Here is an 18,885-nt window from a genome sequence, read left to right on the forward strand (position 1 = left end):
GGCCCGCTCGCTACTTCGTGGCGCGGGCCAGGCCGAGTGCGTACTCCGGCCACCAGGCGCCCGCCTTCGGGCCGCCCTTGCAGTCGCCGTCGGACTCGCCGGGGCGCTTGATCCACAGGTAGGCGTCGACCTTCTCGTCGCCGGTCTCCGTGGTGGGGGGCTCGCCCAGCGCGCGGCCGGGCGGGTTGCACCAGGTCTCGGCCGGGTCGCCGCCCTCGTAGGGGCCGTTGCCGTTGCGGCTGGTGTCGATGACGAAGGGCTTGTCGCCCACCTTCGCCGAGAGCTTCCTGCCGAACTCCGTACTGACGGCCGTGGTGCGGAAGTTGGAGACGTTGAGCGAGAAGCCGTCCGCCTTCTCGATGCCCGCCCGCCACAGCGGCTCGTGCAGGGTCTCGGGCGACTGCCAGCCCGCGTTGCCCGCGTCCACGTAGACCTTGGTGGCGGGCTGCTTCTTCAGCCGTTCGATCGCGCCCTTGAGCAGGTCGTACCGCTCGTCGTGGTGCTCCTGGGGCGTGCAGCCGTCGACCAGGTGGAGCAGGGCGTCCGGCTCCAGGATCACGGTCGCCTGCCGGTCGCCGATGCCCTTGGCGACGCCGTCCACCCAGGCCCGGTAGGCGCCCGCGTCGGCGGCGCCGCCCTTGGAGAACTGGCCGCAGTCGCGGTGCGGGATGTTGTAGAGGACCAGCAGCGCGTACCGGTCGGCCTTCGCGGCCGCCTCGGTGACCCGCCGCGCCTCGCCCTCCGGGTCGTCGGGGCCGATCCACTCGCCGACCGGCTGCTCGGCGATCTTCCGGATCAGGTCGGCCTTCTCCTGGTCGCCGTCCTTCTCGTACGCGGCGACCTGCCGGGCCGCGGTGCCGTCCGGGTTCACCCAGTACGGGTCCTTCTCCTTGGGCTGCTGGCCGACGACGGGAGCACCGCCCGAGCCGCCGTCACCGTCGCCGTCGCCGGAGCAGCCGGACAGGAGGAGCACGGCGCAGAGGGCCGCGGCGGTCCCGGTCGTCTTGAGGCCGGTGGTCCTCAGCCCCGCCGCCGTACGTCCGCGCGGCCGGGACCGGCCGGTGTAACTGCCGTACATCCACTCCCCCTTGGGTGCACTGCCTGCACCGTTCTCACGGGTCGCACCACTGTGCTGCCGGTCCCGGCCATCCTGGCACAGCGGTCCGGGCCGTCCGGCGGCGGTGCCGACGCTCCCCACGGTCACACAGAGGCACCGGGTTCCGGACATCTTGTTCGAAACCGGCTCCCCCGGGGCACCCGTCCCCCTACAGTGGCGGCAGAGATCGACCCCGTACCGCACGGTCCTCCCGTACCGCGCCGGGCAACTCCCGCGGCCCGGTGCACACGGTCGAGGCCGGCCCGGCCGGCGCGCCCCTCGCGGGGTGCGCCGGCCGGGCCGGGTGTCCCTCACGCGCCCCGCGCCCCCGTGAGGTAGGCCGAGACGACCACGTTCGCCGTGTACGAGCGGGACTTCCGGTCGTACGTCCCGCCGCAGGTGATCAGCCGCAGCTCCGCCCGGCCGCCCACGCGGGGCCCGTACGCCTTCTTCGCGTCGAAGCGCTCCCGGGTGACGACCTGGACGTCGTCCACGGTGAACTCGGCGACGCTGCCGTCCTCCCTGGTGACCTTCACCTTCTCGCCCGGCCGCACCGCGCTGAGCCCGTAGAAGACGGCGGGCCTGGTCTCGGTGTCGACATGGCCGACGAGCAGGGCCGCCCCCTCGGCGCCGGGCTCGGTGCCCTTGCCGTACCAGCCGGCCGTCTGCGGCAGGTCGTACGGCGGCGGGTCGATGGCCCCGTCCCTGTCGAGGCCGCGCCGGACGACCGGGGCGTCGATGCCGACGGACGGGACCTCCACGCTGCGGGGTGCGGCGCCCTCGACCGGTTCGTGCGCCGGGGGCAGCGGGGCCCCCAGCGGGCGGCCGACGGCGGCGACGTCCCCGGTGGTCGGGGCCGACATCCCCCCGGCCACATCATGTCCGTAGAGCCAGAGGCCGAGCAGGAGCACGGCCCAGGCCACTCCGGTGAGCAGTCGCCCGGTGCCTGCCGGGCGGTCCGGGGCGGACATGTCAGTCCGCGGCCGGGTCGCGGCGGCGGCGCGAGGTGCGCAGGGCCACGGCCACGGAGGCGACGGCGGCGAGGACGAGGCCGATCACCGCGTGCCGGGTGCCGGGGCCCTGGGAGTCGGCGGCCCGCTCGGCGAGGGTGGCGGTGCCTCCGCCGCCCGCCTTGACGGGGGCCACGGGCGAGGGGCGGGTGTGGTGGATGACGGTGAGGGTGCCGGTCGCCTTGCCCTGGCCGTCCTTGCACGTCACCCAGACGTCGTAGGAGCGGGGCTCGGCGTCGGAGCGGATGGTGGCCTCGGCGAAGAGGCCCTTCTCGTCGGCGGGGGTGAAGTGGGCTTCCGAGACGAAGGCGTCGGAGTTGCCCTTGGCCTGACGGCCCTTGCCGCAGACGTCGACCCAGAGTTCCACCTGCCCGCCCGGGGCGATCGTGGACGGGGTGACCGAGACGGTGCCGGTCCTCCGGTCGTCGTCACCGGCCCGGGCGGCCGGGGATGCCTGGGCGGCGGACCCGGGCAGGGCTATGAGCGCGGCCGCCGCTGCGGCACAGAACGTGATGGGCATGGAACGCATCGTGAACCTCCTACGGGAAGGTTCGGCCCTGGGCCCCCGGCCCGCATCCGCAGTCCTCCATTCGGGCGACTGCGGATACGGTCCGTGCAGGTCGGATGCGGTGCCGGGTCAGGGGCGGTCGGCCTGGTCCGGCAGGTCGATGAGGTCGACCAGGTCGGCGATGGAGTCGACGACGTGGGACGGGCGGAACGGGTAGCGGTCGATGTCCGCGACGCCCGTCAGACCGGTGAGGACCAGGAACGTCTGCATCCCCGCCTCCAGGCCCGCCAGCACATCGGTGTCCATCCGGTCGCCGATCATGGCGCTGGTCTCGGAGTGGGCGCCGATGGCGTTCAGCCCGGTCCGCATCATCAGCGGGTTGGGCTTGCCCGCGAAGTACGGCTTCTTGCCGGTGGCCTTGGTGATCAGGGCGGCGACCGCACCGGTGGCGGGCAGCGGGCCCTCGGCGGACGGCCCGGTCTCGTCCGGGTTGGTGCAGATGAAGCGGGCGCCCGCGTTGATCAGCCGGATCGCCTTGGTGAGCGCCTCGAAGCTGTACGTACGGGTCTCGCCGAGCACGACGTAGTCCGGGGCGTGGTCGGTCAGCACGTACCCGATGTCGTGCAGCGCGGTGGTGAGCCCCGCCTCGCCGATGACGTACGCCGTGCCGCCGGGGCGCTGGTCGTCCAGGAACTGGGCGGTGGCCAGGGCGGAGGTCCAGATGTTCTTCACGGGCACGTCCAGGCCCATGCGGCTGAGCCGGGCGTGCAGGTCGCGCGCGGTGTAGATGGAGTTGTTGGTGAGGACGAGGAAGGGGAGCCCGGAATCCCGCAGCCGCTTGATGAAGGCGTCGGCGCCGGGGATCGGGGTGCCCTCGTGGATGAGGACGCCGTCCATGTCGGTGAGCCAGGAAGTGATCGGCTTGCGGTCTGCCATGTGCGGGGACTCCTGCCGTACGTACTGCACGCTGGGGGTGCCCGGACCACGCCGTCCCGGCACCCCCAGCATAATTAGCCTGCGGTGATCTTTACCCCGTCGATCACCCAGTACCAGTTGTTGGCGCCGGTGTAGTGGAACCGGAAGCTCACGCTGGTCGCCCCGGCCGGGACGCTCAGCTTCAGCGACTGCGGCTGGGAGATCACGTCGGAGGTGTAGCTCTTGACGGCGGTCGGGGTGCCGCCGTTCCAGGAGGCGAGGACGCGGGCGCTCTGGCTGCCCTCCTGCCGGTAGAGGGTGGTGAAGTCCAGCGTCACGGTGGACTTGCCGCCGACCGCGTACGCCGGGGTGACGAGCGTGGAGTCGAACGGGCCGGAGGACGCCTTGTCGTCCCACTCGTCGGAGTCGGCCACCGCGAAGATCCCGCGCGAGCGGACGTTCAGCTCACGGGACTGGTCGCGCTGGGTGCGGCTCCAGAACTCGTCGGTCGCGAAGGACCAGCCGCGCCACTCGGCCACTCCCCCGGTGCCCATCGCCGCGTTGATCACCGACCAGCCGCTGGGCGCGGTGTGGGTCCAGCCGAGGACCCCGGCCGGGATGCCGGTCTCGTCGACGCGGCCCGCGAGCGCCGGGTACAGCGCCTCGAAGGGGTCGGTGGAGCGCTCCTGGATCGGCTTGCCGTCCAGGCCCCAGGCGGGGTCCGGGACGATGCCGAGCTGCTTGAAGACGGTGGCGGCGACATCGACGAGGCGGGTGTCGCCGGGCGTGGCACCGGCGGCGATGCCGGGTCCCTGGGCGAGGACGAAGGTGCGGCGCTCCTCGATGGTGCTGCCGCCGTGGCCGCCGGCGTTGGTGTGGCCGTGGTCGGTGGCGACGATGACCGTCCACCGCTCGGAGACGTACGACGGGCGGGCCTTGATCGCGGCGAGGAGGCGGCCGAGGTAGCCGTCCACGGTGTCGATCGCCTGGCGGTACTGGGCGCTGGCCGCGCCGAGGTTGTGGCCGACGATGTCGACCTGCCCGAAGTAGACGAAGAGGACGTCCGGGTTCTGGTTGCGCAGGATCGACTCGGAGTCGGCGGCGATGGTGGCGTCGTGGCCGGTGTAGCCGTCGCGGTCGCCGTCCAGGACGAGCTTGGCGTCGGCGCCCGCGGTGACCGTGCCCTGGGTGTCCAGCGGCTTCCAGTCGACGGCGGCGTACGTGGAGAGCTGGGGCCGCACCTGGGCGAGGCGGGCGAGGAAGCCGGGGTACTGCCCGTAGTTCTTCCCGGCGAAGGAGTTCTCCTTCACGCCGTGCTTGTCGGGCCAGACGCCGGTGGAGATGGTCGACCAGCCGGGGCCGGAGGAGGTGGCGGCCATCGGGTTGGCGTACAGCAGGGAGGTGCCGTACGTGCCGTTCGCCATCATGCCTTTGAGGTGCGGGGCACCGGCGGCGGCGATGACGTCGTGGCGCAGCCCGTCGATGCCGACGACGAGGACCTTGTCCTGGCTGGTGCCGTTCGGGAGCGTGGGCGGGGCGGCGTGGGCGGTGTGGGCGGTGGCGAGGGAGCCGACGGCCGCGGCGGACGCGGCAGCGGCGGTGGTGGCGAGCACGGAGCGCCGGGAGACGGGTCGGGACACGTGATCCTCCAGAGGGGGACGGTGGCACGGGGTGGATGGCGGGGCGAGCTGCGTCGTGAACTGCCTTCTGGACCAGACCCGTTACTTTTGCGAGACAAGCGGGCCGGGTCCAGAGCTTCGCGGTGCGGGATGGACCTTCGCAGCCGACCGTGGCCGAAAGGTGGCCGGTCAGCTTCCGGTGGCCGACTTCCAGGCGTCGATGTACGTGTCCAGGTTGGTGCCGATGTCCGACCAGTCCGGCTCGAAGATCTCGACGCCCTCCAACAGCCCTTTGAGTTCCTTGGCGTTGGCGTCGGTGGCCTCGATGTCCTGACGGGCGGCGAACCCGCCGCCGACCGCGCTGACGTCCTGCTGGGCCCGCTCGGAGAGGAGGAAGTCCAGCAGCTTCTTGCCGTTCTCGCTGTGCGGGGCCTTGGCCAGCAGCCCGGCCGCGTACGGGAGGGCGAAGCTGGTGGGCTTCCCGTCGCCCTTCGCCGGGAACCAGATGCCGAGGTTGGGCATGTCCTTGGACTGGGCGTAGTTCATCTGGACGTCCCCGTTGGCGACGAGGAGTTCACCCTTGTCGACCTTGGGGGCGAGCTTGCCGGTGGAGGCGGACGGGCCGACGTTGTTGGTCTGGAGCCGCTTGAGGTACTCCATCGCCGGCTCCTTGCCGCCGAAGTCGTGCATCGCCTTGATGAGGACGGCGGTACCGTCACCCGCGACGCCGGGCGTCGAATACTGCACCTTCTCCTTGTACGAGGCGTCCAGCAGCTCCTCCCAGGTGCGGGGCGGGGTCTTCAGCCGCTGCTTGTTGTAGATGAAGCCGAAGTAGTTGTTGACGACGGAGGTCCACTTGCCGTCGGACGCCTTGTCCGCCGCGTCGACCTGGTCGGCGCCCTTCGGCTCGTACGCCGCCAGCAGCCCCTTGGCGTCGGCCTGCTGGATGAAGGGCGGCAGGGTGACGAGCACATCGGCCTGGGTGTTGGACTTCTCGCGGACGGTGCGCTGCACCATCTCGCCGGAGCCGCCCTCCACGTACTTCACCTTGATGCCGGTCTCCTTCTCGAACTCCTTGAAGACCTTGTCGTACCAGCCGTCGCCGTTCTCGCCCTTGAGGCCGTCGGCGCTGTAGACGGTGACGACCTTCTCGTCGGAGGCGGCGGAGGTGCCGCCGCAGGCGGTGAGCGTGAAAGCGGCGAGGGAGAGGGCGCCGAGGACGGCGAGGGACCGGTCGAGGGCATGGGTGCGCATGGGATGTCTTCTCCTGGAGCGGTGGTTACGGGGGTGGGCGCGGGGTTCAGCGGTAGGAGGCGCGGGTCCGGATGCGGGAGACGGCCGTCAGGACGAGGAGCGTCGTCCCCATCAGGACCACGGCGAGGGCGGCGCCGGTGAAGAGCGAGCCACGGTCGGTGGCGGCGAAGATCTGCACCGGGAGCGGCGTCCAGTCCGGCGGGTAGAGCATCATCGTGGCGCTCAACTCCCCCATGGACAGGGCGAAGCAGAGCCCGGCCGCCGCCGTGAGCGAGGGCAGCAGGAGCGGCAGCCTGACCCGCCACAGGACGCGGGCGGGGCTCGCGCCGAGGCTGGCCGCGGCCTGCTCGTACATCGGGTCCAGGCGCCGGGCGGCGGCCGAGACGGACTGGTAGGCGAAGGCGGTGACCAGCACCGTGTGGGCGATGATCACGATCCAGCGGGTGCCGTTGAGGAGCACCGGCGGCCGGCTGAAGGCGACGAGGACGGCGAGGCCGACGACCACGGACGGCACGGCGACCGGCAGCATGAACAGCGCGTCCAGGAACCGCTTCCCGCGCCGCCCCAGGGAGCTGGCGGCGAGCGCCGCCCAGCCGCCGAGGACCAGGGCGAGCACGCTGGCGCAGAGAGCGGTCACCAGGCTGGTGGTCAGCGCCTGGAGGGAGTCGCCGCTGGTCGCGGCGGCGTAGCGGGTGGTGGTGGGGCCGGAGGGGAGGGCGCCGGACCAGTTGGTGGAGAACGAGGCGGCGAGGATGACGAGGAGGGGCAGGGCGAAGAGGGGGACGAAGAGGAGGGCGAAGGCGGACCAGGTGGCCCACTTGCCCGTACGGCTATGCACCAGCACGACGGCTCACCACCCGGTACAGGCTGTAAAGGCCCACGGAGAGAACGATGTTGACGACGGCGACGACACAGGCGGCCGGGTAGTCCGACTCCAGGATCGCTTTGCTGTAGACGAGCGTCGGCAGCGTCGTGACCCCTTTCGCCCCGGTGAACAGGACGATCCCGAACTCGTTGAGGCAGAGCACGAGGACGAGGCTGCCGCCCGCCGCGAGCGCGGGGAGCGCCTCGGGCAGGATCACCTGGCGCACGATCCGCAGCGGCCCGGCGCCGAGCGAGGAGGCCACCTCCAGCTGGGCGGTGTCGAGTTGGGAGAACGCGGCGAGGAGCGGGCGCATCACGAAGGGCGTGAAGTACGTGATCTCCGCGAGCAGGACGCCCCAGGGGGTGGTCAGGAAGTGGAACGGCCCCTCGGCCGCTCCGGTGACGCCGGTCCAGGCGCCGTTGGCCATCCCGACCGACCCGTAGATGAAGAGCAGGGCGAGCGTGATGAGGAAGGACGGGAAGGAGAGGAAGACGTCGATGAACCGGGCGACGGCCTTGCCCCCGGGGAACGGGACGAAGGCGATGACCAGGGCGAGGACGAAGCCGAGGACCAGGCAGCCGACGGTGGCGCCGACCGCGAGCCAGACGGTGGTGGTGAGCGCCTCGCGGAAGGCGGCGGAGGCGAAGACCTCGGTGTAGGGGGCGAGGGAGGCGCCGCCTTCTTCCAGGGACTCGGGGGTGAAGGACTGCCGGACGACGAGGGCCAGCGGGTAGAGGAAGCCGAGCGCGAGGACGAGGACGGGCGGGAGGGCCCAGACCCAGGCGGGTGTCTTCTTGAGGCGGGTGGATACCGCGCCGGGGGCGGGCTGGCCTGCGGGTTTCCGGCGGTCGGCGGCGGTGGTGCTGGGGGCGGTGGTGCTAGCCACTGGCCACCGCCTGGGCCTTCTTCGGGGCCTCCGTGGGCTCCGGTGCCGTCCCGGCCGGGAGGAGCACCGCGTCCTCCGCCGCGAAGTGCAGGGTGACCGGGTCGCCGAGGGCCGGGGGCTCGCGGAGTTCGCGGAGGTCGGCCATGAGGCGGTGGCCGCCGATGTCGGCGTGGACGCGGTGGGTGGAGCCGCGCCACTGGACCTCGGTGACCGTGCCGGTGAGCGCGTTGGGCCCGGCGCCGAGGCCGACGAGGTGCGGGCGGACGCAGAGGGTGGCGGTGGCCCCTTGGGCGGCGGCCTCGGTGGGGACGTCGAGGGCGGTGCCCGCCAGGTCCACGCGCCCCGGTCCGGTGACGGTGACCGGGAGGAGGTTGGCGTTGCCGACGAACGACGCGGTGAACTCCGTACGGGGCCGCCGGTACAGCTCCTCGGGGGTGCCGCAGTCCTGGAGCCGGGCGCTGTCCATGACGGCGATCCGGTCGGCCAGGGTGAGCGCCTCGACCTGGTCGTGGGTGACGTACAGGATGGAGACGTCGGGCAACTCGCGGTGCAGCCGGGCGAGTTCGGCGAGCATGCCGGAGCGGAGCCGGGCGTCGAGTGCGGAGAGCGGTTCGTCGAGGAGGAGGACGCCGGGGCGGATGGCCAGGGCGCGGGCGATGGCGACGCGCTGCTGCTGGCCGCCGGAGAGTTCCCGGGGGTAGCGGGTGGCGTACGCGGCCATCCCGACGAGTTCGAGGACCTCGGCCACCCGCCCGGCGATCTCGGCCTTGGGCGTGCGGTGGGCCTTCAGGCCGAAGGCGACGTTGTCCTTGACCTTGAGGTGCGGGAAGAGCGCGTACTGCTGGACCACCATCCCGATCCCCCGCTGGTGCGGGGGCAGTTGGGTCACATCCCGCCCGCCGATGAACACCCGCCCGGAGGCGGGCCGGACGAACCCGGCGACGGCGCGCAGGGCGGTGGTCTTCCCGGAGCCGGAGGGCCCGAGGAGGGCCATGACCTCGCCGGGTTCGACGGTGAGGTCGAGGCGGTCCAGGACGGTGTTCCGCCCGTACGCGACGCTGACCCCGTCGAACCGGATGCCGCTGGGGGCGGCGGGGGGCGGTCCGGCGGTGGGGCGCGGGGTGGCGTGGGCGGTGCTGCGCGTGGTGGGGGCCCCGCCGCTCATGCCTCGGCCCGCGCGATGAGGTCCGGCAGCTCGGCGACCGACCCGAGGACATGGGTCGCGCCGTGCCGCTCCAGCTGACCGCCGTCATGGGCACCGGTGAGGACGCCCGCGACGAGCCCGGCGCCGGAGCGTACGCCGCTGAGCATGTCGTACGAGGTGTCCCCGGCCACCACGATCCGCCGCACGTCGTCCACCGCACCGGTGCGCAGGAAGGCGGCGAGCACCATGTCCGGGTAGGGGCGGCCGCGCCCGCCCGCGTCGGCGGGGCAGAGGGTGAGGGGGACGAGGTCCTGCCAGCCGAGGGCGGCGAGGATGGCGTCCTGGGTGGTGCGGGCGAACCCGGTGGTCAGGACGACGGTCCGCCCTTCGCCGATGAGACGCTCAACGGCCTCCCGCGCACCGGGGATCGGGGCGATACGGCCACCGTCGACGAGCGCCCCGTACGCCTCCTCGAAGGCGGTGTTGGCGAACTGCGCCTTCTCCTCGTCCCCGAAGAGGTGCCGGAAGACGGAGATCTTGGACTCGCCCATGGTGGCGCGTACGTAGGCGAGTTGGCGCTCGTACTCCCCCGACCCCGGCTTCACACCGAGGCGTTCGGCGGCGGCGGAGAAGGCCTGTTCGACGAGGCCGCCGTCGGCGACGGTGGTCCCGGCCATGTCGAGGACGACGAGGGTGAGGCGGTTGTCGGTCGTGGGTGTCGCTGAAGTCATGGTGTTCACCAGCCCAGTTGGTCGGCGGTCGTTTCGGCGATGGCGGGCGAGCAGGTCATGCCCCGCCCGCCGGGCCCGGTGATGAGCCAGACCCCGTCGCGCACCTGCTGGCGGTGGACGACGCGTGAGGTGTCGGTGCACTGGGCGTAGACGCCCGCCCAGCGGTGTCTGATGCGCGGCAGCGGCCGCCCGAGGAAGGCCTCGACGACCCGGGTGAGGTGCTCGTAGGGCTCCTCGACGGTGTCGAAGGCGAAGGGGTGCTCGTACTCGTGGGTGTCCCCGATCGTCAGCCCGCCGTCGCTCCGCTGCACCATGAGCAGCTGCATGCGGTGCTCGGCGGCGACCGGGTCCTGGGGCTGGTGGGCGTTGAGGGCGTCGAGGGCCTCGCTGCGGTACGCGGGGTAGTAGCGGAAGCTGTCGGCGTCGGCCACCGAGGTGGTGAGGGGCTCGCCGAGGGGGTCGGTCTGCATCATCTGGAGGCGGACGCGGCGGACGGGCAGCTCGGGGCCGGCCAGTTCGCGGACGAGCCCGCCGAGCCAGGCGCCGGTCGCCATGATCACGGCGTCACCGGTGTGGACGTCGCCGTGGTCGTCGCGCACGGAGGCGGTCCCGACGACCTCGCGGACCTCACGGCCGCCGAGGAAGGTGTACCGCCCGGAGGCCAGCAGCTCTTCCTTCAGGGCGAGTTGGGCGGTGCGCGGTTCCACCGCCGCATCGCGCTCGCACCACAGGGCGGCGGTGAACGAGCCGCGCAGCGCGGGGTTGAGGGCGCGGGCCTCCCCGGCGGTGAGCAGCTTGTAGCCGCGCGCCGCCGCATCCGCCCGGGCGACAGCGGCCTCGGCGACGGCGGCCTCGGCCTCCGTCCGCAGCGGGGTGAGCGAACCGCAGGCCCGGAAGCCGAGCCCCGGCACCCGCCGCCCGATCCCCTCCCACAGCTCCCGCGCCCGCAGGGCGGTCTCCAGCTCCTCGCCACCGGCTCTGCCGCTGACCCAAATCTGTCCGAAATTGCGGAGCGATGCCCCGCGCGCCTCGCTCTCGCGCTCGATCTGTACGACCTCGTGGCCGCGGCTGACTGCGTGCCAGGCGTGCATGGTTCCCACCACGCCGGCTCCTACGACGATGACTCTCACGGCGGCCACGCTCCTCGGGTCGGGTGTCCCGGACACATCCGGTCGACAACGGGATGGTGAACGACCACCCAAGCTTGGACTAGACCCGTTACGTTTCCGTTATCGAAAAAGGCTCACGGAGGGGCGATTTTCAGACGCGCGCTCAGCGCTAGCTGTCGCTATTGCCGCCGCTGCCGAGGCGCGTGGTGAAGGAGAACCGGTCCCCCCGGAACAGGGTCCGCACCCGCTCCAGCGGCCGCCCCCCGGTGTCCCGGGAGAGGCGGTGGAGCAGAAGCATCGGCAGGGCGGGCGGGGTGCCGATGAGCAGGGCCTCGCGAGGGGTGGCGAGCACGGTCTCGATGCGCTCGTCGGCGTCCCCGAAGGCGATGCCGAGCCGGTCGCGGAGGTAGGCGTAGAAGGAGGAGTCGGGGTCGAACTCCACATCCAGACGCGGGAGTCGGGCCACACTGACGTACGTGCTCTCCAGCCCGACCCGCTCGTCGTCGGCGAGCAGCACGCGCTCCAGGTGCCAGACGGGTTCGCCCCGGCCCACTCCGATCTCGGCGGCGAGGGCATCGGGGCAGGGGAAGCGCTCCAGCCCGATCAGATGCCGGCCGGGCCGCCTGCCCTGGCGGCGGACCCCTTCGGTGTAGCTGGCGAGCGAGAGCGGCTGCTCCAGCTTGGGCCCGGCGACGACGGTCCCGCGCCCCTGTCTCCGCAGCCGCCCCTCCAGCAGGAGTTCGCGCAGCGCCTGCCGTACGGTCTCGCGCGACACCTCGTGGCGCAGGGCGAGGTCCCGCTCGGTGGGCAGGAGCCCGCCCTCGCCCAACTCGTCCAGCAGCAGCGAGATTTGAGCCTTGACCGCGTAGTACTTGGGGATACGGCCGTGCTCCGGGATGCCGGAGCGGATGGGTGCGCCAGGTGCCTGGTCGTTCGGGTAGTCCACCGCCCGATGGTGGCATGCGCGGGTGGACGGCGAGCTACGAGGTGGTGGTCGCGGTCAGCCTGCCGCCCGGCGCATCCGGCGGCCCTGTAGCACCAGAGCTCCGCCGCAGAGTACGAGGAGCCCGGCGGCGGCTCCGGCCCAGGGCAGCAGCTCCGGTCCGGTGCGGGCGAGTTCGGGGAGCGGGCGCCCGGTCACGTAGTGGGGCGGACGCGCGGGCCGCTCCTTGCCGCCGCCCGCCTCCTCCCGGGGAGTCGCCGACCCGTCCGGGCGGGGGAGACCGCTGGGGTCCGGGGCGGTCTCCTTGCCGGGGTCGGCGTAGGTGGGGGCGGGGCTGGGTGCCTGGGTGCGGGTGGGCGAGGGGGCGGGGGCGGGCGTGGAGGAGGACGTGTCCGTACGGGGACGGGGCTCGGCCGGAACGTCCGTACGGGTCCCGCTGTCCTCCTCGGTGCGCTCGGGCCGGGGGTACTCGCCCGTGGCCCCGTCGACGATCACGAACCGGTACGCCCCCGACTCCCCCACCCAGTCGCCGTCCTCACGGCCGCCGCCCTTGGCCTTTGCCTGGTGGTGGCGCTGGACGACGGCGGCGTGGGCGGTGACCCGGCCGGGCGCGGTGTCGGAGGCGAAGGCCATCCGGATCCGGACGCTGACGGTGGTGCCGGCGGGGACCGTGAAGCCGGGGAAGCCCCCGTCGGAGCTGTCGGCGGGGTCCGACCCGGGGTCGCCGTCGAAGACCCCGATCTGCTCGTGGCGGTCGGTGGTCTCCCAGGTCACACGGTGTTCGGTGCCGGGGCGGCCGGGCTCGGAGAATTTGAGCTGGATCTGCTCGGTGGTCAGCTCCCGGTCCTCGTCGTTGAGCACGAGCACCGGATGCAGGGCTCCGCAGGCGGTGTCGGTGGTGTTGGTGAGGTCGAGGAACCAGGTGCCGTAACCGCCGCCGGAGGCGTACGTCCTCGGGGCGTCCTGGATCCGGGCCTCGATGGGGAATTCCTTGGCGCCCTGATCACCGCAGGGGGGCTGCTCATCGGCGTCGGCCGCGTCGACGGCTAAGGAGGCGGGGGCGGCCGGGGCCGGGTGGGCGGCGGCCTGCGGGCCCGCCAGGAGCGCGGCGGGGACCGCGATCCCGGCGGCCAGCCCGAGGGCGGCTGCCGCACGGGCGTCACGCAGCCGCGCGCAGGAGGTGGGGGACATGGGGACACCCTTCGCTGCTCGCGAACGACCGGGGCGGGGGCCACCGGTTGTGACCTCCGACGCAAGCACGCGCGCGCGGAGTCAGGGAGTCGACATGCCGACACAGCTCATACGATCACCCGACCGATGGCGCCTGCCTCCAACCTCACGCCGCCCGGCACCCGATCCAGCCCGTCCGGCACCCCATCCAGCCCGTCCAGCACCCCATCCAGCCCGCCCGGCACCCCATCCAGCCCGTCCAGCACCCCATCCAGCCCGCCCGGCACCCCATCCAGCCCGCCCGGCACCCCATCCAGCCCGTCCGGCGTTTGAGGACGGAACCCCGCACCACGAGTGCCCGCACCCACTGATGCCCGCACCACGAGCACCCCCACCCGCACCACAAGCACCCACACGCACCGGCACCCGCACCACAAGCCCCCCGCCCCCTACCCCCGCTCCCCCACCCGCCCGAACACCGGCGCGAGCACCAGCTGCGCCGCGCCCTCGGCGACAGGCCGGTCCCCGCCCCCCGCGACGGAGACGGTGACGGCCGCCCCGCCCCCGCCCCGCGCGGCCCGCTCCTCGATCACGGCACGGACGCCTCGTACGTACGCGTCCTCGTCGGCCGCCACCGTCCGCCCGCCCAGGACCACCCGGTCGATGTCGAGGAGCCCGACCAGGTTGGCCGCGCCCGCGCCCAGGACCCGGGCTGCCTCCGCCCGGTCGCCCCGCGCATCGGCGGCCAGGCACAGCGCCTCGATGCAGCCGCGCCCGCCGCACCCGCACAGGGGCCCGTCCAGCTGGAGGGTCTGGTGGCCGAACTCCCCCGCCCCCGTCCGCGCCCCCCGGTGCACCTCGCCGCCCAGGACGAGCCCGGCGCCGAGCCCCGTACCGAGGTGGAGGTAGGCGAAGTCGCCGGGTGGCTCACTCAGCGAAAGCGCCAAGGCCAGGGCGGCGGCGTTCGTGTCCTTGTCGACGGTGACCGGCAGGCCGGTGCGCTCGGCGAGCGCGTCGCGCAGGGGGAAGCCGTCCCACTGCGGGAAGCCGGTGACCCGGTGCAGTACGCCGTCCCGGTGGTCGAGTGGGCCGGGTACGGCGACGCCAAGGCCCAGCACCGGCTTGTGCGGCTCGGCCGCGCTCAGGTCCCGTACGGCATCCGCCGCGTCGGCCAGCACCTTCTCCGCCGGGGCCCCGAAGTCGAGGGGCGCGGCGGTGACGGCGACCGGGCGCCCAGCGAGGTCGACCAGCACGGCGGTGAGGCCGTCGCGGTCCAGGTGGAGGCCGACGGCGAACTGGGCGTCGGGGACCAGCCGGAGCACCGTACGCGGCTTGCCGCCGGTGGAGGGGCGCAGGCCCGCGCCGACGGCCAGCCCCTCCTCCCGCAGCCGGGCGGTGATCTTGCTGACGGCCTGCGGGGTGAGGCCGGTGCGCTCGGCCAGCTCCAGCCGGCTGATGCCCTCCGCCCCGGCCGCCCGCAGCAGGTCCAGGACCAGGGCCGCGTTGTGGTGGCGCAGCGCCGGCAGGTTCACCCCGGCCTGGGTCTTCGTCCGACTCCCGTTCACGCTCACTCACTCCCCTTCACCACCCCATTGTGCCGGTCGCTTGCACTTTGGCAACAGCGTTGCTTAAGTGGAATGCATGACCCCCAACGCCTCCGACGCCCCTCTCCGCGTCGCCCTCGTCGGCTACGGCCTGGCCGGTTCCGTCTTCCACGCCCCGCTGATCGCCGCGACCGAGGGCCTGGTCCTCGACACGGTCGTCACGTCGAACGAGGAGCGCCGGGCGGAGGCCCGCGCCGCGTACCCGGGCCTCCGGTTCGCCGCCTCGCCGGACGAGCTGTGGGAGCGCGCGGACGAGCTGGACCTGGTCGTGATCGCCTCCCCGAACAAGACGCACGTCTCCCTCGCGACGGCCGCCCTCAAGGCCGGTCTGCCGGTGGTCGTGGACAAGCCGATCGCCGGGACCGCCGCCGAGGCGCGCGAGCTGGCGGCGCTGGCCGAGGAGCGCGGGCTGCTGCTCTCGGTCTTCCAGAACCGCCGCTGGGACAACGACTTCCGCACCCTCGCCGCGCTGATCGCCGACGGTGAGCTGGGCGAGGTGCAGCGCTTCGAGTCACGGTTCGAGCGCTGGCGCCCGCAGCCGAAGGGCGGCTGGCGCGAGTCGGGCGACCCGGAGGAGATCGGCGGCCTGCTGTACGACCTGGGCAGCCATGTCGTCGACCAGGCGCTGGTGCTCTTCGGCCCGGCGGTGCAGGTGTACGCCGAGTCCGACGTACGGCGTCCGGGCGCGGCCGCCGACGACGACACGTTCATCGCGATCACGCACGCGAACGGGGTCCGCTCGCACCTGTACGTCAGCGCCACCACGGCCCAGCTCGGCCCCCGCTTCCGCGTGCTCGGCTCCACGGCGGGCTATGTGAAGTACGGCCTGGACCCCCAGGAGGCGGCCCTGCGCGAGGGCAAGCGCCCGGGGACGGGCGGCGAGCCGTGGGGCGAGGAGGTCGAGACGCTGTGGGGCCGGATCGGTTCCGGCGAGTCCCCGCTCACCGGCGGCGGCACCCCGGTCCGTACGCTGCCCGGCGACTACCCCGCGTACTACGCCGCCGTCACCGCCGCCGTGCGCGGCGCGGGCGAGAACCCGGTCACCGCGCTCCAGGCGGCAGCGGCCCTGGACGTGCTGGAAGCCGCCCGCCGCTCGGCCCGCGAGGGCGTCTCCGTCACCCTCCTCCCCCACCACGACGAGGCCCCGCACGCTTCGGGCAAGGAGCACCGCGCATGACCACCACCTCCCCCACGATCTCCGAGCTGATCGCCCAGGAGCGCCGCCTCACGCTCCCGCACTTCAGTTACGACGACGCGTTCGCGCTCGGCAGCCTGCTGGTCGCACTGGCCCGGGAGCGGCACGCACCGGTGGCGATCGACATCCGGCGCGGGCCGCAGCAGCTGTTCCACGCGGCGCTGCCCGGCTCCAGCGCGGACAACGACGCGTGGATCGACCGCAAGCGCAAGGTGGTGGAGCGGTACGGCGAGAGCTCGTACCTGGTCGGCACCCGGTTCCGCGCGAAGGGCACCACGTTCGAGGAGTCGTCCCGCCTGGACCCAGACACGTACGCGGCGCACGGCGGTTCGTTCCCGATCGCGGTGGAGGGCGCGGGCGTGATCGGCACGGTGACGGTGTCGGGGCTGCCGCAGGCGGAGGACCACGCGATGGTGGTCGAGGCGCTGGAGCAGTTCGCGGCGACGCTGGGGACCGGCTGAGGGACGTATGTACGGGGAGGGGGCGCCGTCACGGCACGAGTGACGGCGCCCCCTCACGTACACGGGAGGCTTACGCCCCCTTCAGCTCCTGCCGCTGCCGGCCGAGCCCCTCCACCTCCAGCTCCACCACGTCCCCCGCCTTGAGGTACGGCTTCGGCTCGGGCTGCCCCATCGCGACCCCGGCGGGCGTACCGGTGTTGATCACATCGCCCGGGTACAGCGTCATGAAGTGGCTGAGATAGCGGACGACCTCCCCCACCGGGAAGATCTGCTCGGCGGTGGTGCCGTCCTGCTTCAGCTCGCCGTTGACCCAGAGCCGTAGCCGCAGGCCCTGCGGGTCGGGCACCTCGTCGGCGGTGACGAGCCAGGGGCCCAGCGGGTTGAACGTCTCGCAGTTCTTGCCCTTGTCCCAGGTGCCGCCGCGCTCTATCTGGAACTCGCGCTCCGAGACGTCGTGGGCGGTGGCGTACCCGGCGACATGGGCGAGCCCTTCCTCGGCGGAGCCCAGGTAGCGGGCGGTGCGCCCGATGACGACGGCGAGCTCCACCTCCCAGTCCGTCTTCCGGCTGCCGCGCGGCACGAGCACGGTGTCCTCGGGCCCGACGACGGTGTCGGGGGCCTTGAAGAACAGGATCGGCTCGTCCGGGATGGCCGCCCCGGTCTCGGCGGCGTGGTCGTGGTAGTTCAGCCCGATGCACACGATCTTGCCGATGCGCCCCAGCGGCGGCCCGATGCGCAGCCCCGCCGGGTCGAGGGCGGGCAGCACACCGGGGGCGTCGGCGGCCACCCGTACCCGGGCGAGGGCGGAGGCGTCGGCGAGCAGTTCGCCGTCGATGTCGGGTACGAGCCCCGACAGATCACGCAGAGTCCCGTCGCGGTCGAGAAGCGCGGGACGCTCGGCGCCCGCCGTACCGACTCGAAGCAGCTTCAACGGTCCAACTCCTCTTGTTCGAGGTGGGGCCCCTCGGCGGGTTGCGGCCGACGAAGGGCTTGGCTGATCCTCCAAGAGTTGCGATCACTCCGCAAGACCTCGTTCACACACTGGACCGGCGCACTCGCCTGGTCCGATTACGCCGCTTTGGCCATGGCGCCGCCGGTCACGGGCACGTCCCGGTAGAGCCAGGCCCGCTCCAGGGCGGTCCAGGTGGTCGTGGTGATGACGTAGAGGGCGGCGGCCAGGGGCACGACGGCGACGGTGATCAGGGTGGCGAACGAGAGCAGCGGCATCATCTTCGCCATCGCCCCCATACCGGGCACGGCCTGCCCGTCGGGCCCCGTGGCGGGGACCACCGGATTGGCGGCCAGCTGCCGCTTGGTGCGCCCGTAGTTGAAGGTGGCCACAGCGGCGACGATCGCGAAGAGCCCCAGGTAGACCCACCCCTGTCCACCCAACATCCCACCGCTCGCGAGGGCGTCGTGCCAGCGCCCGCCGAGCGGGGCGCCAAGGAGGTCGTGGCTGAGCAGCGCGTTGGGCTCGCCGCCGATGGAGCCGCTGGAGAACAGGTGGTAGAGCAGGAAGAACGCGGGCATCTGGAGCAGACTCGGCAGGCAGCCGGAGAGCGGCGAGACCTTCTCGGCGGCGTGCAGCTCCATGATCGCCTTCTGCATCCGCTCGGGGTTCTTCCCGTGCTTCTTCCGCAACTCGGCGATCTGCGGCTGGAGCCGGGTCCGGGCCTTCTGCCCCCGCGCGGCGGCCCGCGAGAGGGGGTGGACGGCGAACCGGACGAGTGCGGTGAACAGGATGATCGCGGCGGCGGTGGACGCGCCGTGGAACAGCGGCTGGAGCAGATCGGCGAAGGAGCCGACCAGGCTGGCGAAAGCGGACATGAAGGCGGACATGGGTGAGCCCTCCGGGGGTCTCGTCGTGCCGGGAGTGGGACGTACGCATGCGGTACGCGGCAGGACGACGGCCGGTGCGGGGCGCTACGGGTTCGACGTGCGGAAGTGCCCTACGCGGCGGCGGCCGTCAGGAGGGCGTGCCCGGGGGCTCGGGGCCTGGTGCGGCCTCGGGCATCGGGGTCGCGCTGGGGCAGGAAGGCGGTCCGCTTCTCCCGGTCCCTGATCGCCGTACGGACCCGGGTGCGGGGCACCGGGGGCGCGCAGCGGGCGCTGATGACGGAGCAGGCGAGGAGCGCGGAGCCGGCCGCGGCGGTGGCGGCGAGCGCGACGGCGGCGGAGAGGCTGCCGCCCTCGGCGAGGAGGATCTCGGTGAGGAACAGGACCAGCAGGCCGGCGGGCCGGAGGAGCCGGGCGAAGGCGCCGCGCAGCCGGTTGGCGTCACGCATGGGGCGTCTCCTTCCGTGCTCCGTGCAGGCGGGTCCTGGCACTCCTTTCGTTATACACGATGATCGGCCGGGCTCATCCGCCTCCGGGGC

General features: G+C 73.0%; 20 protein-coding genes. 2 read left to right on the forward strand and 18 right to left on the reverse strand.

What is annotated here, in order from left to right; genetic code table 11:
- Window positions 1-10: 10 nt before the first annotated feature.
- The 15 genes from GTY67_RS10835 to GTY67_RS10905 form a co-directional block, all read right to left on the reverse strand.
- Window positions 11-1,078, reverse strand: a complete 1,068-nt coding sequence (locus GTY67_RS10835) for a glycoside hydrolase family 6 protein (protein WP_161278520.1) — start codon at window positions 1,076-1,078, stop codon at window positions 11-13.
- A gap of 329 nt (window positions 1,079-1,407) precedes the next feature.
- The gene (locus GTY67_RS10840) at window positions 1,408-2,067 is read right to left on the reverse strand and encodes a class F sortase (protein WP_161278521.1); all 660 of its coding nucleotides are present in this window, start codon (window positions 2,065-2,067) and stop codon (window positions 1,408-1,410) included.
- 1 nt (window position 2,068) lies between these two features.
- Complete coding sequence (locus tag GTY67_RS10845) at window positions 2,069-2,635, reverse strand: hypothetical protein (protein ID WP_093688617.1); 567 nt, start codon at window positions 2,633-2,635, stop codon at window positions 2,069-2,071.
- A gap of 108 nt (window positions 2,636-2,743) precedes the next feature.
- Complete coding sequence (locus GTY67_RS10850; protein WP_093688923.1) at window positions 2,744-3,550, reverse strand: HAD-IIA family hydrolase; 807 nt, start codon at window positions 3,548-3,550, stop codon at window positions 2,744-2,746.
- 74 nt (window positions 3,551-3,624) lie between these two features.
- Complete coding sequence (locus tag GTY67_RS10855; protein ID WP_161278522.1) at window positions 3,625-5,169, reverse strand: alkaline phosphatase family protein; 1,545 nt, start codon at window positions 5,167-5,169, stop codon at window positions 3,625-3,627.
- Window positions 5,170-5,337: 168 nt separating this feature from the next.
- Complete coding sequence (locus GTY67_RS10860) at window positions 5,338-6,402, reverse strand: 2-aminoethylphosphonate ABC transporter substrate-binding protein (RefSeq protein WP_161278523.1); 1,065 nt, start codon at window positions 6,400-6,402, stop codon at window positions 5,338-5,340.
- A gap of 46 nt (window positions 6,403-6,448) precedes the next feature.
- Window positions 6,449-7,246, reverse strand: coding sequence for an ABC transporter permease (locus GTY67_RS10865; protein ID WP_093688623.1), 798 nt, complete (start codon window positions 7,244-7,246; stop codon window positions 6,449-6,451).
- Window positions 7,233-8,153, reverse strand: coding sequence for a 2-aminoethylphosphonate ABC transporter permease subunit (locus GTY67_RS10870; protein WP_161278524.1), 921 nt, complete (start codon window positions 8,151-8,153; stop codon window positions 7,233-7,235). The genes GTY67_RS10865 and GTY67_RS10870 overlap by 14 nt, the downstream gene beginning before the upstream one ends.
- Complete coding sequence (locus GTY67_RS10875) at window positions 8,146-9,318, reverse strand: ABC transporter ATP-binding protein (protein ID WP_237502581.1); 1,173 nt, start codon at window positions 9,316-9,318, stop codon at window positions 8,146-8,148. Before GTY67_RS10875 ends, GTY67_RS10870 begins: the two co-directional genes overlap by 8 nt.
- Window positions 9,315-10,028: a phosphonatase-like hydrolase gene (locus GTY67_RS10880; RefSeq protein ID WP_161278525.1), complete on the reverse strand. Its 714-nt coding sequence runs from the start codon at window positions 10,026-10,028 to the stop codon at window positions 9,315-9,317. Before GTY67_RS10880 ends, GTY67_RS10875 begins: the two co-directional genes overlap by 4 nt.
- 5 nt (window positions 10,029-10,033) lie before the next feature.
- Window positions 10,034-11,158 (reverse strand): TIGR03364 family FAD-dependent oxidoreductase, encoded by a 1,125-nt coding sequence (locus GTY67_RS10885; RefSeq protein ID WP_161278526.1) that lies wholly within the window; start codon window positions 11,156-11,158, stop codon window positions 10,034-10,036.
- Between the two features lie 148 nt (window positions 11,159-11,306).
- Window positions 11,307-12,083 (reverse strand): GntR family transcriptional regulator, encoded by a 777-nt coding sequence (locus GTY67_RS10890; protein ID WP_093688627.1) that lies wholly within the window; start codon window positions 12,081-12,083, stop codon window positions 11,307-11,309.
- Window positions 12,084-12,137: 54 nt separating this feature from the next.
- Window positions 12,138-13,271, reverse strand: a complete 1,134-nt coding sequence (locus GTY67_RS10895) for a peptidase (protein WP_161278527.1) — start codon at window positions 13,269-13,271, stop codon at window positions 12,138-12,140.
- A gap of 107 nt (window positions 13,272-13,378) precedes the next feature.
- On the reverse strand, window positions 13,379-13,666 hold the full coding sequence (locus GTY67_RS10900) for a hypothetical protein (RefSeq protein ID WP_161278528.1): 288 nt from the start codon (window positions 13,664-13,666) through the stop codon (window positions 13,379-13,381).
- A 33-nt stretch (window positions 13,667-13,699) separates the two neighbouring features.
- Window positions 13,700-14,815 (reverse strand): ROK family transcriptional regulator, encoded by a 1,116-nt coding sequence (locus tag GTY67_RS10905; protein ID WP_161280035.1) that lies wholly within the window; start codon window positions 14,813-14,815, stop codon window positions 13,700-13,702.
- A 76-nt stretch (window positions 14,816-14,891) separates the two neighbouring features.
- Here GTY67_RS10905 and GTY67_RS10910 point away from each other — a divergent pair, with 76 nt between their 5' ends.
- Together GTY67_RS10910 and GTY67_RS10915 are read left to right on the forward strand one after the other, a co-directional pair.
- A complete protein-coding gene (locus GTY67_RS10910; protein WP_161278529.1) occupies window positions 14,892-16,031 on the forward strand; it encodes a Gfo/Idh/MocA family oxidoreductase in 1,140 nt (379 codons plus the stop codon).
- Window positions 16,028-16,510: a heme-degrading domain-containing protein gene (locus tag GTY67_RS10915; protein WP_093688635.1), complete on the forward strand. Its 483-nt coding sequence runs from the start codon at window positions 16,028-16,030 to the stop codon at window positions 16,508-16,510. The genes GTY67_RS10910 and GTY67_RS10915 overlap by 4 nt, the downstream gene beginning before the upstream one ends.
- Before the next feature lie 70 nt (window positions 16,511-16,580).
- Here the strand turns inward: GTY67_RS10915 and GTY67_RS10920 are convergent, their stop codons facing one another.
- From GTY67_RS10920 to GTY67_RS10930, 3 genes are all read right to left on the reverse strand, one after another.
- Window positions 16,581-17,441: a fumarylacetoacetate hydrolase family protein gene (locus tag GTY67_RS10920; RefSeq protein ID WP_161278530.1), complete on the reverse strand. Its 861-nt coding sequence runs from the start codon at window positions 17,439-17,441 to the stop codon at window positions 16,581-16,583.
- Between the two features lie 137 nt (window positions 17,442-17,578).
- A complete protein-coding gene (locus GTY67_RS10925; RefSeq protein ID WP_161278531.1) occupies window positions 17,579-18,349 on the reverse strand; it encodes a YidC/Oxa1 family membrane protein insertase in 771 nt (256 codons plus the stop codon).
- A gap of 110 nt (window positions 18,350-18,459) precedes the next feature.
- A complete protein-coding gene (locus GTY67_RS10930) occupies window positions 18,460-18,795 on the reverse strand; it encodes a DUF6412 domain-containing protein (RefSeq protein WP_093688641.1) in 336 nt (111 codons plus the stop codon).
- Between the last annotated feature and the right edge of the window lie 90 nt (window positions 18,796-18,885).

Source organism: Streptomyces sp. SID8374 (assembly GCF_009865135.1).
Lineage (GTDB): Bacteria > Actinomycetota > Actinomycetes > Streptomycetales > Streptomycetaceae > Streptomyces.